This is a genomic window from Cobetia sp. BMC6 (assembly GCF_029991385.1).
Lineage (GTDB): Bacteria > Pseudomonadota > Gammaproteobacteria > Pseudomonadales > Halomonadaceae > Cobetia.
Genome location: NZ_JAKUMF010000002.1, coordinates 486,896 through 503,187, shown reverse-complemented (window position 1 = coordinate 503,187; position 16,292 = coordinate 486,896). Strand labels below are relative to the sequence as shown.

Here is a 16,292-nt window from a genome sequence, read left to right as displayed (position 1 = left end):
GCAGCACCAAGCGTCAGCCGGGCGACCGGCTGGCGCTTTTATATGCCACAGAACGCCTGCTTCGCGCTTGCCTTGGATCATGCCGCTGCCCTGTTACACGATTCTTCCTTTTTCTCTCTCTTCTCTCTACTCTCTCTACTCTCTCTACTCTCTCTTCTCTCCTTTCTTTCCTCTTCCTTCAGCACTCCCCCGCCGCCGCACTTTGCATTACTCTGGTGGCTTGCGTTTGGCGCTATCGCAGTCGTCGCGACGCGCTTGATTGCATCGTCGCTTTGGAGGCGCTGTCCTCCCCTCTATGCATCAGGAATCTCTCATGACCTTTGAAAGCGGGCTGACCTTCTTCGTTGCCATCTTCCTGTTTGGCATCACCCCCGGGCCTGGCATCCTGGCGCTGCTGGCACGCGGCATGAGTCAGGGGGGCAACGCCTGCGTGCCGATGGCCGTGGGCATGAGTCTCAGTGATGTCTGCTACATGCTGGCGGCGGTGTTCGGCCTGTCGGCGCTGGCCACGCATTGGGGCGAGGTCTTCGTGGTCATCCGTATCCTGGGCGCCGCCTACCTGCTCTATCTCGGCTACCAGTTATGGACGAGCTCACCGACGCTGGAGGAAGCTGAGATTCCCAAACTACGCGGCAACTGGTGGAAAGGCTTTCTGCAGGGCTTTCTCATCTCGGCGTCCAACCCCAAGGTCATCCTGTTCTATATCGCCTTCCTGCCCACCTTCATGGATATCACCCGGCTGTCCGGCAGCGATATCGTGATCGCCGCCGGACTCAACCTGAGCGCCTTGCTGCTGGGCGTGGTGCCGGTGGGCTATCTCGCGGGCCGTGTCCGCCGCTATCTACGCTCGGCGAAGGCGGTCAAACGCCTCAATCGCGGCGCCGGCGGTCTGATGATCGGGGCGGGTGGCTATCTGGCATTGCGCGGCTGACGCCTGAACGACGCTCCCCGTGACACGAGCACCTTGCACAAACACGAACGCCCCTGCCGATTGGCAGGGGCGTTCGTGTCGAGAGGCATGTGATTGGGTAGCAAAGCGCTGGTGCTCAGTCCACGGCGTCAGTGCACGCTGTCGGCGCTGAAGTCAGTACCAGTACCCTGCGCTTGCCGTCTTTACTGGCGGATGCCTTCGATGACCAGATACAGATCGACGGTAGCCGCATTCGGGCCGAGCTTGGACGTGTCGATGCCGTAGTCGGCGAGCTTCAGCGTGGTGGTACCTTCAAAGCCCTGACGATAGCCGCCCCACGGGTCTTCACCACCGCCGATATGATCCACGTCCAAAGTCACGGGCTGTGTCTGGCCGTGCAGCGTCAGTTCACCCTTCAGCTTGCCGGAACCATCGCCGGTGGACTCGAAACCGGTCGAGGTGAAGGTCGCCGTCGGATATTGGGAGACATCCAGGAAGTCGGCCGACTTGATATGCTTGTCGCGTTCGGCGTGGGCGCTGTCCAGGCTATCGACATCGACTTCCACCGACACCTTTGCGTCTTCCGGCTTGCCCTGATCATAGGAGAAATCACCACTGAACTCCTTGAACTGCCCCAGCACGTAGGAATAGCCCAGATGGCTGATCTTGAACTGGATGAAGGCGTGCTGGCCATCAGTATCGATCGTGTAATCGGAGGCCTGTGCCTGACCCGCCATCAGTGGCAACGACGCCGCCATGAGGCCCGCCACCAGTGACTTGCCGAGGAAGGATATCTTGTTCATGTTGATGCTCCTTGAGAGGTTTCGTCACATCTGGCGTTCGAGCCGTACCCAACGCCTTCCTTTTCGTCAGCGCAGCGGCCGAATCATGCGCCGCAACGTGTCCTGCCCATCCAGCAGGTGATGCTTGAATGCTGCCGCCGCATGCCCCAGCGACAGGATGATCAGCGCACAGGCAGCATACCAATGCACTTCACCTGCCAGCGATGCCTGATCCTTCAGCCCCGAGATCACCGCCGGCACCTCGAAGAGATCGAATACCTTGATACCACGCCCGTCAGCGGTGGAAATGAGGTAGCCCGAGATCATCACCACCAGCATCAGCACGTAGAGCAGCACATGTCCGATCAGGGCCGCGCGCTGCTCATTGCGCGTACCATGAGCCTGCGGGGTCGTCTGGCTCCAGCGCCAGGCAAGCCGCACCAGCGTCAGTACCAGCAATATCACCCCGACCGAGCGATGCCACCACGGGCCGAGCTGATACCAGGCATCGTAATAGCCAAGCGACGTCATCCACCAGCCCAGCGCGAAGAGTCCGACGATGGCCAGCGCCGACAGCCAATGCATCACGATGACAGGCCAGCCCCAGCCCCGTCGAGAATTACGCCACATGAGGTGCTCCTGATGACAGTCTCCACCTGATCATCGATCTGACAGGTTCTTTGAGCAAGAGCTTAACCAGTGCCCGAACGGACGCCAACCCTCGCGGGCAACACCAGCGACATTTGTCCAGAGACACCCACGCCCGGCAGAACCGGGCGTGGGTGCGCAAAGGCAGACGTCAAGGGACTCAGCTCGCGAGCCGATCAAGCCCGCGCGCAAGATCACGCTTGATATCATCAAGATCTTCCAGGCCAACGGCAACACGCAGCAGGCCCTCTTCGATGCCGGCGGCCGCTTTCTGGTCATCGCTGAGGCGACCGTGCGTCGTGGTGGCCGGGTGCGTGATGGTGGTCTTCACATCGCCCAGGTTGCCGGTGATCGACAGGATGCGCGTCGCATCGACCACCGACCAGGCCGCCTCGCGGCCGCCCTTGACCACCACACCCAGCACCGCACCGAAGGCCTTCTGCTGGGCCTTGGCCAGCTCATGCTGCGGATGGCTCTCAAGCCCGGAATAATGCACCCGCTCGATGGCCGGATGTGCCTCCAGCCACTGTGCCAGCATCAGCGCGCGTGCACAGTGGGCTTCCATGCGAATGTTCAGCGTCTCCAGGCCCTTGAGGAAGACCCAGGCGTTGAAAGGACTCAGGCACGGTCCGCAGGTACGCACCACGCCATAGACCTCCTCCATCAGCGCAGAGCTTCCGACCACGGCGCCACCCAGCGTCCGGCCCTGACCATCGAGATACTTGGTGGCGGAGTGGATGACGATATCGGCGCCCAGCGTCAGCGGGCGCTGCAGAGCCGGCGTACAGAAGCAGTTGTCGATGGCGAGCCAGGCGTCGTTCTCATGGGCCAGCGCAGCCAAAGCCTTGATATCGCCAAGCTCGGACAGCGGGTTGGATGGCGTCTCGGCGAACAGCAGCTTGGTGGCCGGCGTGATCGCCTCGCGCCAGGCGTCCAGATCCTTCAGTTCGACGAAGCGCGTGGTGATGCCCAGCTTGCCGAAGTACTTGGTGAACAGGCTGACACTCGAACCGAAGATGGAACGCGACGCGACGATTTCATCACCGGATTCCAGCAACGCCAGCACGGTGGACATGATCGCGGCCATGCCGGAACTGGTCGCCACGCAACGCTCACCGCCTTCCATCGCCGCCAGGCGCTCCTCGAAGAAGCGCACCGTCGGATTGGTGAAGCGCGAGTAGATGTTGCCGGCTTCATCACCGCCGAACTTGGCTGCGGCCTCAGCGGCGCTGCCGTAGACGAAGCTTGAGGTGGTGTAGATGGGCTCGCCGTGTTCCTGCTCGGCACCGCGCAGGTGACCGGCACGGATGGCAAGCGTCTCGAGGCCCAGCTCATCGCGGGAAAGATCGGCGCGGGAAAGATTGTCGTCGTGCATGGTGTCCAGTACCTCTACTGATGGAATCTACTGCCCTGTGAATCACGATTCAGCGCCACGCGCCGCTGTGACATGGCGCGTCTTCAGCATTTCGGGTCGCGTCGACAGCAAGAAGAAGGAAAAGCGATGCGCCAATGTTACCGGTTTTGAACGCGCAACGGGCCCCGGATTTCTCCGGAGCCCGTTGCGGTTCGCTCATCGCGTGATTGCCAGCCAAGGATGACAGGCAGCCGGATCAGTCGATATCTTCGGAATCGTTGTGCAGATCCACTACCGCGTGGGTCTCGCCAGCGCTCTTGGCGCCATCATTGCGCGAGGCACGCAGGTCGTTCAGATAGGCTTCATCGATATCGCCGGTCACGTAGACGCCGTCGAACACGGAGCAATCGAACTCATCCAGCGCCGGGTTGACTTCACGACAGGCGTCCTTCAGGTCATCGAGGTCCTGATAGAACAGACGGTCAGCGCCGATCAGGTCCGCGATCTCCTTCTCGGTACGGTCATGGGCGATCAGCTCTTCCGCCGCCGGCATGTCGATGCCGTAGACGTTGGGGTAGCGAACCGCCGGTGCTGCCGAGGCGAAGTAGACGTTCTTGGCGCCCGCTTCGCGCGCCATCTGGATGATCTCGTTGCAGGTGGTACCGCGCACGATGGAATCGTCCACCAGCAGCACGTTCTTGCCGGCAAACTCGATATCGATGGCATTGAGCTTCTGACGCACCGACTTCTTGCGCAGTGTCTGCCCCGGCATGATGAAGGTACGGCCGATATAGCGGTTCTTCATGAAGCCTTCGCGGTAAGTCACTCCCAGATGCTGGGCCAGCTCGAGGGCGGAGGTGCGCGAGGTATCGGGGATTGGAATCACGACATCGATGTCCTGCTCCGGCCATTCACGCACGATCTTGTCGGCCAGCTTCTCGCCCATGCGCATGCGGGTGCCGTAGACGTAGGCGCCATCGAGCAGGGAATCCGGACGCGCCAGGTAGACGTGTTCGAAGATGCACGGCTTGAGAACCGGATCATCCGCGCACTGCAGGGTGTGCAGCTCACGCTCCATATCGATGAATACCGCTTCGCCCGGGGCCAGGTCACGGATCAGCTCGAAGCCGGCGACGTCGAGCGCCACGGATTCGGAGGCGATCATGTATTCGACGCCCTCGGCGGAGTCACGCTTGCCGAAACACGCCGGACGGATACCGTGCGGGTCGCGGAAAGCGACCAGGCCAGTGCCGTTGATGATCGAGACCGCCGCGTAGCCGCCCTTGCAGCGACGATGCACACGACGTACGGCATCAAACACATCACCGGCACCCAGACGCATGCCCTGCTTGCCCAGCTCGTGAGCGAAGACGTTGAGCAGCACCTCGGAATCGGAGCTGGTGTTGATGTGACGCAGATCAGAGGAGAACAACTCCTGCTTGAGCTGCTCGGAGTTGGTCAGGTTGCCGTTGTGCGCCAGCGTGATGCCGTAAGGCGAGTTGACATAGAACGGCTGTGATTCCGCCTCGCTGGAGGAGCCGGCGGTCGGGTAGCGAACATGGCCGATCCCCATGTTGCCCTTGAGACGCTGCATGTGACGAGTGCGGAAGACATCACGCACCAGACCATTGCTCTTGCGCAGCAGGAAACGACCTTCGTGCCAGGTCATCATGCCCGCGGCATCCTGCCCGCGGTGCTGCAATACGGTCAGCGCGTCATACAGCGCCTGGTTGACCGAGGCGTTGGCCATCAAACCTACAATCCCGCACATCCCGTCATTACCTCACTAATACACACTTGGATAGGGAAGCGCACGCTGGCGGCTGCCGGCGCCCGTCCATATGGCAATATGAGTGCTCACACGGCGCAATTGTCAGGCCTGCCCCCCATGCAGGCAACACCTGACCGATGGGTCAACCCCTTCGACTGCCGGCATGAGGCTTCAGCAACACGTGCCGAATGCTGAAAACGACAACGCCGGGCCACGATGCCCGGCGCTGAAAAACCTGCCTGTCACTGCTCACCGCCCACATTGCGGCTTTCGGCCTCGCCAGCGGTACTGCCTCTGAGCAACGCCTCCAGCGAGGGCTGCTCCTGCGCGGAATCCTGGCGCGTGAACGACTGCAGCGCCTGCTGGCTGAGTCTGTCGCTCAACTCACGCCCTTCTCGCTGGGCGCTGTCGATCAGGCCGCTGGCCTGTTGCTTGAGCCGGGTGCCACTGGCGGAATCCGGCAGCGACACGCTCTGGCCCCAGTCACCGCTCGTATCCCACTCACGATAGCGAGCCAACGACCAGTCGCGCAGCTGCTCAAGCGTCGGCCGCAGCTGCGCGGCCTGCCAGTCGGCGCTGTCACGCAGGGGCGTCAGCCCTACCACGGCGGTGATCAATACCAGTATGACCGCCGCGCGCAATGCGCCGAACACGCCACCGAGCAGACGATTGAAACCGCCCATGCCGACCGCATGAATCAAGCGTTCCAGCAGGCGCAGCATCAGCCCCCAGATCAGCACACTCGCGATCACCACCAGCACGAACCCTACCGCGGTGCGAATGCCAGGCGAGACGATCACCTCATCGAGCAGGCCACCCACCTCGGCGCCGAACTGGCGTGCCGCTACCAGAGCCACCAGCCAGCCCGCCAGGCCCAGGGCCTCGCTGAGCAGGCCCCGCATCAGCCCCAGCAGTACCGAGATCCCGATCAAGCCCAGACATAGCCAATCGATCCAGACCAGCTCGTTCACTCACCCTCCTTGCGCCGTACCAGCAGGCCCTTGATATTGACCTGCTGCTGCAGGCGCGAGCGTGCGGACTCACCGATCTCGGAGGACTTGTACGGACCGACGAAGACAACGGTCAACTTGCTGCCACGCGGAATCCGGTATGCCGCGAAGCCCTTGCCCTGCAGCTCCTTCTGGAGACGCTCGGCGTTGGCCGGGTCACCGAAGCTGCCGACCTGCACGGCCCAGCCACCGGCGGAAGACGAAGGCGCATTCGAGGCCACCGCAGGCTTTGGCTCAGAACTGGGCGCGGGCTTGGGTTCAGCCTTGGGAGTGGGCTTGGGCTCCGGCTTGGCAGCGGGTTCCGGCTTCGGCTTTGACTGCGGCTCGCTGCTGGCCACAGAGCGGGTCGGCGACAACTGCTCGGCCTCGGCGACACGGCTTGGGGACTCGGAACCGCTGCCACTGCCAGCACCCGGGTCACTGTCACGCACCTTGCCGTTGCTATCGACGAAGGTAATCGGCACATCCGTGCCGATCTTCAGCTCACTGGGCGGCTGCGGCTCATCGACGTTGGAGCGATCGATATCCACCGGCTTGCCAAGCGTCATCACCGGACTCGGGCGCTCATCACGGGCCGGCGGCTCATCGAAGAGCATCGGGATGAAGATCACCCCCAACGCCAGCAGGATGACCGCACCGCTGATTCGCTCGCGTTTGCCATATTTCATTGTGACATCTCCCTTGCACCCGAAATCCCGGACCCGCCGCCGGCCTGCATCAGGTCTGGGCGTCGAGCCACATCAATGCTTCACCGACCGTGAAGAAGGAACCACAGACCAATACTTCTCCAGCGCTCGTCTCGCGCGCCAGCCATTCGGCTGCAGCGGTGACCGTCTCGCACTCCGCCAGCACCTCACCACCACAGTGGCGGACCACGGCGGCAAGCTCACTGGCCTGGCGACTACGCTCGCCATCCAGGGTGGCGACGACGAAGCCGTCCACCACCGGCGCCAGCGCCTGAATCACGCCAGCGGCATCCTTGTCGCCCAGCATGGCGAGCAACGCCCGCCGCGGCTGGCTGGCAGAATCCCGCGCGCAACGCAGGTCATGAGCGGCAAGACGACTGGCCAGATAACTCGCGGCATGCGGGTTATGACCGACATCCAGACACCAGTCACGCCCGTGGCGGGTCAGCCACTGCATGCGCCCCTTGAGCTTGACGCTCGCCATGGCCTGCCGCACGCATTCGGCGTTGAGCTCGATACCGGCCTCGACCAGAGCATTCAGCGCACTGGCCGCATTGTCCCGCGGCAAGCCCGGGTCTGGCAGTGAATCGAATGTCAGCGCCGGCGCCGACAGGCGCTGCCATTGCCATCGCGAGGTAGCCGAATTGCTCGTACTGCCATCCAGGCTGCTGTTTGAACTGCTACCCACAAGGTCAGCCGCGGCCTGCCAGCGAAAGTCCTGCCACAGCACCTGCGGCGTGACGCCCAGTGAGCGTGCGTGCGCCGCGCAACTGGACGGCAGCACATCCGAGCCGAACACGGCCGGCTTGCCGGCGCGCAGAATACCGGCCTTCTCGAAGCCGATGTTCTCGAGATCGGTGCTAAGAAACGCGGCATGGTCCTGCGCGACCGTGATGATCATCGCGACATCACAATCGATGATGTTGACGGCGTCCAGACGCCCGCCCAGGCCGACTTCCAGAATCGCGAGCTGCGGCTGCTGCTGAGCGATCAACCACAGCCCGGCCAGTGTACCGGCCTCGAAGTAGGTCAGGCTGATCACGCCCTCGTCATCCACCGGCTCACCACTGGCTGACAGCCCGGAGTGGCGCGCGGAATCGACCTGCTCGAAGGCCGTGACCAATGCGGCATCACCGACGTCGTGGCCATTGAAGCTCAGACGCTCGTTGTAATGCAGCAGGTGCGGAGAGGTATAGGTGGCGGTGCTCAGCCCATGGGCACGCCCCAGCGCCTCGAGCATGGCAACCGTCGATCCCTTGCCGTTGGTGCCCGCCACGGTAATGATGCGGCCACCGAGTCGACGCGCGCCCGCCCCGACCAGACCGAGACGCCTGGCCACGCACAGCACTCGGGCAAGGCCCATATCGATACTGACGGGGTGCTGATGCTCGAGGCGCGTCAGCCACTCATCCAGCGAGAGGCCGCGCGGCACAGCATCATGCAGAGGAGAAAGCTGCCACGAAGCGGCATCCAGCGGAGGGAGTGAGGAAGACTGCAGCACCTCGTCGGTGCTGCAGCTTGCCGGGGCGGAGCCCTGCTCAGCCATCGCGACGTTCGCCTTGCGGCTTCTCGCTGGTAAAGGTCTCGTCGAGCACGCTGTCTACGGCGGAGCGCGGCTCGGCCGGTGCTTCGACAGGCGCATCCGCCTCGGCGGATTCTTCTTCGACGACCGCATCCGCGACCGGCAGGTTGGCGGCGTTGACCGGCATGCCCTGCAGCTTGAGCAGGATGCTGGACAAACGCTCACGCATCTCGCGGCGGTGGATGATCATGTCGACGGCGCCATGTTCGAGCAGGAACTCGGAGCGCTGGAAGCCTTCCGGCAGCTTCTCGCGCACGGTCTGCTCGATGACACGCGGACCAGCAAAGCCGATCAGAGCATTCGGCTCGGCGACATTCAGGTCACCCAGCATCGCCAGCGACGCGGAGACGCCACCGAAGACCGGGTCAGTCAGCACACTGATGTACGGCACGCCAGCCTGCTTGAGTTTTTCGAGCGCCGCGGAGGTCTTGGCCATCTGCATCAGGGAGAACAAGGCTTCCTGCATGCGAGCACCACCGGAGGCGGCGAAGCAGACCAGCGGGATGTTCTCGGCCAGCGCAAGTTCTGCTGCACGCACGAACTTCTCACCGACGATGGCGCCCATGGAGCCGCCCATGAAGCTGAACTCGAAGGCCACGGCCACGACCGGCTGACCGGAGAGAGCACCGCGCATGGCGACCAGCGCATCCTTCTCTGAGGTCTGCTTCTGGGCAGCGCTCAGGCGATCCTTGTACTTCTTGGAGTCGCGGAACTTGAGGCGATCGACCGGCTCGAGATCCGCCGCGATTTCCTCGCGGCCTTCACTGTCGAGGAACCAGGACAGACGTGCACGCGCAGTGAGACGCAGGTGATGGTCACACTTCGGGCAGACGTTGTCGTGCTTGGTCAGCTCCGGAAGGTACAGGACTGCTTCGCACTTGGGGCATTTACGCCACAGGCCGTCAGGAATGGAGGTACGCCGATCCTTGCGTTGGATACGGCTCATTGACGGCACAATCTTGTCAAGCCAGCTCATGGTGGGGAGGCTTCCGTTTTGCTGCTGTTCTGGGCACCGCTCGACGACTGTCGGCGGCCATGCGAGTTGGCACATATTCCAGAGCGTTCACGCCCCGGCAATATGGCAGGCAGCTACCATCACAGGGCAGTGCCAATGGAAAAGACCGTGCAACCCATTGGTCGTACGGCCACTTTTCCGAATTCTGGGGGTCATTGTAGCGGCTTCGCCCCCCTTGCGGGTAGTGCGAGATGCCAATTGAGCGTTGCGGCCCTCGCCGCCCGGGACGAAAGCAATGCAAGGGTCGCAACGCTTGCCGGCAAATCAGCACTGATGGCGGACTGCCTGACAGAATGCCTGCATGAGCTCGGCACTCTTCTCGCCGGGCGCGGCTTCCACACCGCCGGAGACATCGACCGCGTAAGGGGCGACCTGCGCCACCGCTGCGGCGACATTGCCTGACTCGAGACCACCGGCCAGGATGACCGGCAGCGGCAGATCGGCCGGGATGCGCGACCAGTCAAAGGTCTCGCCGGTGCCACCGGGCACGCCGGGACGATAGGCATCCAGCAGCAAGCCACGCGCGTCATGGTAGCGCGCCGCCTCCGCGGCGAGATCGAGCCCGTCACGCATGCGCAACGCCTTGATATAGGGCCGCCCTGCCGCTCGGCACTGCTCCGGCGTCTCATTGCCATGCAACTGGAGCAGATCGAGATGTGGCGCCGCTGCGGCAATCTCTTCGGCGTTGGCATCCACGAACAGGCCGACCCGCGTCACGAAGGCCGGCACGCACGCGGCAAGCTCGGCCAACCGCACCACATCAACCGCACGCTTGCTGCCCGGCCACAGTACGAAGCCCAGCGCATCGGCACCTGCCGCCACGGCGTCATGGATATCCTGCTCACGCGTCAAGCCACAGATCTTGATCCGGGTACGCTGGCTCTCTCGAGCGCTCATCTCGGTCATGGGATCGCTCCGTTCAACGTGAGGATTCATTCTGGGGGTCAGTAGTCAGCGTGTCATTCTCGGCACCTGCCGCAGGGCCGCCTGCCGCAGGAATCGCTTGCTCATGCTCGCGGCTGAGGCGCTCGGCTTCACGGGCCACGTTGCCCAGCCGGATGGCCTCCTGCTCACTGAGCTTGCCTGCCGCGCGCGCCTCTTCGGCCCCCTCGGCCTCGGCACGCGCCATGCGTGAGCGCACCATCGGGCAGTCCGGCAACGGGCGCTCGCCCGTCCACTCGCCAAGATGTGCGACCAGACCAGGCCCCAGGGGTTCCTTGGGCAGCGCATAGCGCGGCGGATAGATGACATCGACGAAGTGAAGCCCTGTCGCTGCTGCCGTCGCGCTCGAACGCGTGCGATCTCCCCCACGCATCAGCTCGACGATCCACTCGACAGGCTTCTCGCCACGCCCGATGGCCATCAAGGTGCCCGCGATATTGCGCACCATGTGATGCAGGAAGGCATTGGCCTGGATATCGATCATGACGATATGGCCATGACGACTGACTTCAATGAAGTGCACGTGGCGGCGCGGCGAACGCGACTGACAGCCTGCGGCGCGGAACGCCGAGAAATCCAGCTCGCCCACCAGATGCGCCGCCGCGGCCTGCATGTCGGCGACATTGAGCGGCTCGCGACACCAGGTGACATTGTTGCGCTCCATCACCGGCCGAAACGGCTGATTGATGATCATGTAGCGATAGCGACGGGCGATGGCGCTGAAACGCGCATGGAAATCATCGGGCACCGGCACGGCCCAATGAATCCCGATATCGGGGGGAAGGTTGACGTTACCGCCCATGCGCCAGGCCTTGCGGCTGCGACCCACGGGAGTATCGAAATGCACGACCTGACGCACGGCATGCACACCGGAATCGGTGCGGCCACTGCAATGCACGGTAATCGGCGTGGAGGCGACCTTGGACAAGGCCTTCTCGAGCGCTTCCTGCACGGAAGGGGCGTGGCTCAGACGCTGCCAGCCACAATAGCGGGTGCCATCATATTCAACGCCCAGAGCAATGCGCCCCGGGCGTTTCTCGTTATCATCCAACGGTGTAAAAAAGGGCATCAGGTCAGACCAAAGCGCTCCATCAACGCCAGCGCCTCTTCACGGACCATGTCATCACTGGCGGTAGCGAGCGGCTCAAGCAGCGCAGCCGCCTGATCATCATCGCCATCCACCAACAACTGACGGGCTTCCTCGAGCTGTTGGAATGCCTTGGTATCCTGGGCGCCAGCCCCAAACCCTGCCGACTCGACAGAGGGATAGGCATTATCCTGATCCCCAGACACGAACGCCACTTCCTCGACCTCGAATTCCGAGATATCACGCCGCGGCACCTCCACCTCTTCCAGCGTCATGCTATCCAGTGACGGCAACTCATCCATGCCATCAACTGCAGCTGACGACTTGCTGGACGCCCCATGCGGCTTCTGGCTTGCTGCATTGCTCTCGATCGCAGCGTTGTCATCCAGCTCTTCACGCAGTGAGGTGAACTCGACGGACTCGCCCTTGAGCGCACTGTCCGCCGCCTTGGATGCCGCGGTATCAGTGCCCTTCTCGCCATCAGCCTGACCTGCATCCCCCAGCGTCAATTCCGGCGCCTGGTAATCGATCACGTTGTCGCTGTTGAAGTGACTCTCACGCACGGGCGCCTTCTCGAGGTCCTCGCCCTTGAGGCCCGGCTCGAAGGCGACGCCCTGGTCGGGAGCACGCTCGTCCAGTGGTTCGCTCACGCCGTCACCGGCATGCTGTTCGCTGTCAGACAGCCCCACGGAATCTTCCGGGTCGTCAAGGGAGGCGTCAGAGCCCGTGGCGGATACATCTGCCATGCCGTGAGCCGCATCATCGGTCTTGTCGCGACTTTCAAGCGGCGTGCGAGGTGCCGCCGCCTGCTGGCTTGCCACTCCTGACAGATAGGAGACCTTGCGCCCCACCTGACTCGCGCCGCCGCCTGCGACAGCACGCAGCGCACTGCTTGAGACACTGTAGCGATCCAGCAGCGCCTGGGCCTCGAAGCGTTCTTCCTCATTACCGGCCGCCAGCACCTGCTCCCCTTCATGATGCAGGGCCTCGGCATTGCCAAGCTCGCCATGGACTCCCATCAGCTTGAGGCGCAGGTCCTGGCGTGCGGGATCCTCCACCAGACCGGCTTCCAGCAGGGCTTGTGCCTGATCGAAGCGGCCGTAGGCGATGAAGATGTCCGCCTCGCTGATCGCAGCCGCTTCCGGCTGGGAGAGCGGCTCGAGGCTACCGGAACCCCGGCGCACCGCCACATTGGCATCTTCAGACGCGGATGACTTGTGACCCGCGGCAGCAGCGGCAGTCGAGGCCGCAAAGGTATCCGAAAAGACGCGTGGCTTGTCCTGGTCGGGCTCTTCATTGCCGCGGACCGCATCGGCAAAGCTCATGTTCTCGTCGCCCCCGGAACCGGAGCGGCGGCGCAGCAACAACAGCAACAGCAGCAGCAATGCCCCTGCCGCCCCGCCGACGATGGCCAGGTTATCCTGCACCCACTGCCAGGTCGCCTGAGGCCACGGCTGCTTGGGCAACACCAGATTGCCCTCGCCGTCGCGTGGCTGACCGAGGTCCACCCCGGCGGCGATCAGGCTTTCCGGCAAGGCCAACGGCGAGATACCGCTGTTGACGAGCAGACGATTCTGTTTGGCGAGCAGCACCTTGGCCGTCTCGAGCTGCTCGGTACGTTCTGCCAGCGACGCTCGCAGCTCGCCGACTTCGTTGCGCAGCGAGGCCACTTCGCTGCGCAGATCATCACGCTCCTGCTCCAGCTGATCGAGGCGCTGCTGATTGGTCAGCAGCTGATCTTCCAGCGACTCGAGGCGATCGGACAGTTCATCGATCGCCTGTTGGCTACCCGCTGAGATCTGACCACTGGCTGCTGCCGCCTTGGGCTTGCTGCCGTCTTCATCCAGCAGCGTCAGACGCGGCTTGCCATCGGCACCCGCGCTGGCAGGCCCGCTCGGTGCAGCCGTGGCCGCAGGTGCAGCACTGGCGGAGGGTTCGTTCGATGTGCTGGCCGCAGCAGTTTTCTTGCTGGCCGGAGCCGGTACGGTCTTGCCCTGCGCGCCCGCGACCCACTGCTGATACTGCTGACGCACTTCCCTGTCGGCCTCGGTACGCGAGCGCCCCAACATGGTGCTTCGATCAGGCACCTGAAGGACGACACCCGCGCGCAGCTTGTTGATGTTGCCGCCCGGGAAGGCCGCGGGATTGGCTTCCTGGATCGCCAGCATGGCCTGACGGATGCTGACACTGGCATCCGGACGCACGCGACGCGCGATCGTCCACAGCGAGTCACCGTTGCGCACCTTGATGCTGGACGGCGGTGTGCTGGATGACGCACTGCGCGAGGAGGCCTGGCTGGGCTGGGCATTGTCGCGGAACACCACGGAACGTGTCGGCGAGGAATCATCGGTGGCCAGCGGGCGAGAACGCGCGCCGGCAGGTGTCACCAATGACGGCTGACTCGAATAGCCCGCCGGATCGAACAAAAGAGTCACCTGACGCTGAAGCTTGCCATTGGGCCATTCGACATCCAGCAGCAGGTCCACATAGGGTTCACGTACCGCGCCATTGGTAGACAGCTGAAGGTAGTAGCGCCCGCCCTGCTGCTTGACGGCAACCTTGATGTCATCACTGACATAGCTGCGATCGACGCCCGCTCGCGTAAAGGCGGCAGAATCGGCAACGCCGGCCTTGATGAGGCTGGCATCGAGGCCCGAGGTATCCGTGAGGCCGATGCGCGCGTCCAGTGGCTGATTCAGATTCGAGCGCAACCGCGGCGATTCCATGCCGACTGCCAAGGCCTGAGCACTGTAGACGGCGAACGACACCGCCAGTGCGAGAGGAAGCTTGCGTCCCATTGAGTGTCCCTTCGTATGCGGCCGAATCATCGCCCGACCTGCGCATTATGTTACGTATACTTACACAAGATACCAGAGAGTCCGTCCCAAGAGTGCGGGAAGCCATTGGCAAAGTGGAAAAAGTTTCAACGATAGAGTGTCGGCCCACGATCGATAAAGGCCGCAGAGGCGTCATATCGCGAGTGACCAGCTCGACGATATTCCCCATTACGATACCCGTAAAAAACACCTCCCTGCCATCATGCATCAAAAGCGCCAGCCAAAATCGCAAAAAATGCGCAGCAAGGACTGAGATATCTGGTACTCGCCGTGACATCAGTGACCTATCTCTCACCTGAAATCACCGACCATCCACGACGCGACGTGCAAAAGCGAAACGCCCTCGACTCCAGAGAGCCGAGGGCGTTTTCAGTTCAGGCTCACAATGAACCCGACGACATGCCGCTACGCAGTGCGATCAGGCCGCGCGATGTTCACGCAGGATAGTCAGCATGCGCTTGAGCGGCTCTGCGGCCCCCCACAACAGCTGGTCACCGACACTGAAGGCGGACAGGTATTCGCCACCCATCGCCAGCTTGCGCAGACGGCCGACCGGCACGGTCAGGGTGCCGGTGGCAGCGGCCGGTGTCAGGTGCTTGAGGCTGTCTTCCTTGGTGTTGGCGACGACCTTGACCCAGTCGTTGTGCTTGGCCAGGCGGTCTTCGATCTCGTCCAGCGGTACGTCCTGCTTGAGCTTGACGGTGAAGGCCTGAGAGTGGGAACGCATCGCACCGATACGCACGCACAGACCATCGATCATGATCGGGTTGCCCTGGCTGTCGAGAATCTTGTTGGCCTCGACACCGGCCTTCCACTCCTCGCGGGTCTGACCGGATTCCATCGCGGAATCGATCCACGGCAGCAGCGAGCCGGCCAGCGGCGCACCGAACTGCTGGGTCGCGAAGTCATCGCCGCGCATGGTGGCGGTCACCTTGCGGTCGATATCGAGGATGGCGCTGGCCGGGTCCGCAAGCTCGGAGGCCACACTGCCATTGAGCTGGCCCATCTGGGTCAGCAGTTCACGCATGTGGCGCGCACCGCTGCCGGACGCCGCCTGGTAGCTCATGGAAGTCATCCACTCGACCATGCCAGCCTCGAACAGGCCGCCCAGACCCATCAGCATCAGGCTGACAGTGCAGTTGCCGCCGACAAAGGTGTTGGCACCGGCGCCGATCTTCTCATCGATCACGTGACGGTTGACCGGGTCCAGCACCAGCACGGCGTCCTTGTCCATGCGCAGGGTGGAGGCTGCATCGATCCAGTCGCCCTTCCAGCCGGCTTCGCGCAACGGGCCGAACACCTGCTTGGTGTAGTCGCCGCCCTGACAGGTGACGATGACATCCAGTGACTTCAGCTCATTGATGTCATTGGCATCCTTGAGCGCCGGCACCGGCGTGCCCACATCAGGACCGGCCTGACCGACCTGGGAGGTGGAGAAGAATACCGGCTCGATACCGGCGAAATCGTTGTCATCACGCATGCGCTGCATCAGCACGGAACCGACCATGCCACGCCAACCGACAAATCCGACTTTCAACATGCTTGTTCTCCTTGTTCATGCACGGCCGGAAGCAGGGAAGACACCACCGCTCCCGACACAGGAATGACCCGCAGCGAGCACAGGCAACTCACACGAGGCGAGCCTTGCCCAACGCTCCAGCCGCAGGT

At 63.0% G+C, this 16,292-nt stretch carries 13 protein-coding genes; 1 reads left to right on the top strand and 12 read right to left on the bottom strand.

All coding sequences use genetic code 11. The features are described 5' to 3' along the window. Positions 1-313: 313 nt before the first annotated feature. On the top strand, positions 314-931 hold the full coding sequence (locus MKZ40_RS06380) for a LysE family translocator (protein WP_175088093.1): 618 nt from the start codon (positions 314-316) through the stop codon (positions 929-931). A gap of 182 nt (positions 932-1,113) precedes the next feature. Here MKZ40_RS06380 and MKZ40_RS06375 read toward each other — a convergent pair whose 3' ends face one another. The 12 genes from MKZ40_RS06375 to asd all read right to left on the bottom strand — a co-directional run bounded on the left by MKZ40_RS06375 (position 1,114) and on the right by asd (position 16,164). Beyond that, on the bottom strand, positions 1,114-1,713 hold the full coding sequence (locus MKZ40_RS06375) for a YceI family protein (RefSeq protein WP_175088094.1): 600 nt from the start codon (positions 1,711-1,713) through the stop codon (positions 1,114-1,116). 66 nt (positions 1,714-1,779) lie between these two features. After that, positions 1,780-2,322 (bottom strand): cytochrome b, encoded by a 543-nt coding sequence (locus MKZ40_RS06370; RefSeq protein WP_175088095.1) that lies wholly within the window; start codon positions 2,320-2,322, stop codon positions 1,780-1,782. Between the two features lie 178 nt (positions 2,323-2,500). Further along, positions 2,501-3,715 (bottom strand): O-succinylhomoserine sulfhydrylase, encoded by a 1,215-nt coding sequence (locus MKZ40_RS06365; protein WP_175088096.1) that lies wholly within the window; start codon positions 3,713-3,715, stop codon positions 2,501-2,503. A 235-nt stretch (positions 3,716-3,950) separates the two neighbouring features. Then, entirely contained in the window at positions 3,951-5,465 is a 1,515-nt protein-coding gene (purF, locus tag MKZ40_RS06360; protein WP_175088097.1) for an amidophosphoribosyltransferase, read from the bottom strand. Positions 5,466-5,707: 242 nt separating this feature from the next. Next, positions 5,708-6,436, bottom strand: coding sequence for a CvpA family protein (locus tag MKZ40_RS06355; RefSeq protein WP_175088098.1), 729 nt, complete (start codon positions 6,434-6,436; stop codon positions 5,708-5,710). Further along, complete coding sequence (locus MKZ40_RS06350; RefSeq protein ID WP_175088099.1) at positions 6,433-7,143, bottom strand: SPOR domain-containing protein; 711 nt, start codon at positions 7,141-7,143, stop codon at positions 6,433-6,435. Before MKZ40_RS06350 ends, MKZ40_RS06355 begins: the two co-directional genes overlap by 4 nt. Positions 7,144-7,192: 49 nt before the next feature. Further along, positions 7,193-8,707, bottom strand: a complete 1,515-nt coding sequence (locus MKZ40_RS06345; RefSeq protein ID WP_175088100.1) for a folylpolyglutamate synthase/dihydrofolate synthase family protein — start codon at positions 8,705-8,707, stop codon at positions 7,193-7,195. Continuing rightward, on the bottom strand, positions 8,700-9,719 hold the full coding sequence (accD, locus tag MKZ40_RS06340) for an acetyl-CoA carboxylase, carboxyltransferase subunit beta (protein WP_175088101.1): 1,020 nt from the start codon (positions 9,717-9,719) through the stop codon (positions 8,700-8,702). The genes MKZ40_RS06345 and accD overlap by 8 nt, the downstream gene beginning before the upstream one ends. 303 nt (positions 9,720-10,022) lie before the next feature. After that, positions 10,023-10,655, bottom strand: a complete 633-nt coding sequence (locus tag MKZ40_RS06335; RefSeq protein WP_175088367.1) for a phosphoribosylanthranilate isomerase — start codon at positions 10,653-10,655, stop codon at positions 10,023-10,025. A gap of 22 nt (positions 10,656-10,677) precedes the next feature. Continuing rightward, a complete protein-coding gene (gene truA / locus MKZ40_RS06330) occupies positions 10,678-11,769 on the bottom strand; it encodes a tRNA pseudouridine(38-40) synthase TruA (protein ID WP_175088102.1) in 1,092 nt (363 codons plus the stop codon). After that, positions 11,769-14,585, bottom strand: a complete 2,817-nt coding sequence (locus tag MKZ40_RS06325) for a FimV/HubP family polar landmark protein (RefSeq protein ID WP_175088103.1) — start codon at positions 14,583-14,585, stop codon at positions 11,769-11,771. The genes truA and MKZ40_RS06325 overlap by 1 nt, the downstream gene beginning before the upstream one ends. A 457-nt stretch (positions 14,586-15,042) precedes the next feature. Beyond that, positions 15,043-16,164: an aspartate-semialdehyde dehydrogenase gene (gene asd, locus MKZ40_RS06320; protein WP_175088104.1), complete on the bottom strand. Its 1,122-nt coding sequence runs from the start codon at positions 16,162-16,164 to the stop codon at positions 15,043-15,045. Between the last annotated feature and the right edge of the window lie 128 nt (positions 16,165-16,292).

What these genes read in the sequence shown, in the direction of transcription:
- MKZ40_RS06380 (WP_175088093.1), top strand. Translation starts at nt 314, where the DNA reads ATGACCTTTGAAAGCGGGCTGACCTTCTTCGTTGCCATCTTCCTGTTT.
- MKZ40_RS06375 (WP_175088094.1), bottom strand. Translation starts at nt 1,713, where the DNA reads ATGAACAAGATATCCTTCCTCGGCAAGTCACTGGTGGCGGGCCTCATG.
- MKZ40_RS06370 (WP_175088095.1), bottom strand. Translation starts at nt 2,322, where the DNA reads ATGTGGCGTAATTCTCGACGGGGCTGGGGCTGGCCTGTCATCGTGATG.
- MKZ40_RS06365 (WP_175088096.1), bottom strand. Translation starts at nt 3,715, where the DNA reads ATGCACGACGACAATCTTTCCCGCGCCGATCTTTCCCGCGATGAGCTG.
- purF (WP_175088097.1), bottom strand. Translation starts at nt 5,465, where the DNA reads ATGTGCGGGATTGTAGGTTTGATGGCCAACGCCTCGGTCAACCAGGCG.
- MKZ40_RS06350 (WP_175088099.1), bottom strand. Translation starts at nt 7,143, where the DNA reads ATGAAATATGGCAAACGCGAGCGAATCAGCGGTGCGGTCATCCTGCTG.
- MKZ40_RS06345 (WP_175088100.1), bottom strand. Translation starts at nt 8,707, where the DNA reads ATGGCTGAGCAGGGCTCCGCCCCGGCAAGCTGCAGCACCGACGAGGTG.
- accD (WP_175088101.1), bottom strand. Translation starts at nt 9,719, where the DNA reads ATGAGCTGGCTTGACAAGATTGTGCCGTCAATGAGCCGTATCCAACGC.
- MKZ40_RS06335 (WP_175088367.1), bottom strand. Translation starts at nt 10,655, where the DNA reads ATGAGCGCTCGAGAGAGCCAGCGTACCCGGATCAAGATCTGTGGCTTG.
- truA (WP_175088102.1), bottom strand. Translation starts at nt 11,769, where the DNA reads ATGCCCTTTTTTACACCGTTGGATGATAACGAGAAACGCCCGGGGCGC.
- MKZ40_RS06325 (WP_175088103.1), bottom strand. Translation starts at nt 14,585, where the DNA reads ATGGGACGCAAGCTTCCTCTCGCACTGGCGGTGTCGTTCGCCGTCTAC.
- asd (WP_175088104.1), bottom strand. Translation starts at nt 16,164, where the DNA reads ATGTTGAAAGTCGGATTTGTCGGTTGGCGTGGCATGGTCGGTTCCGTG.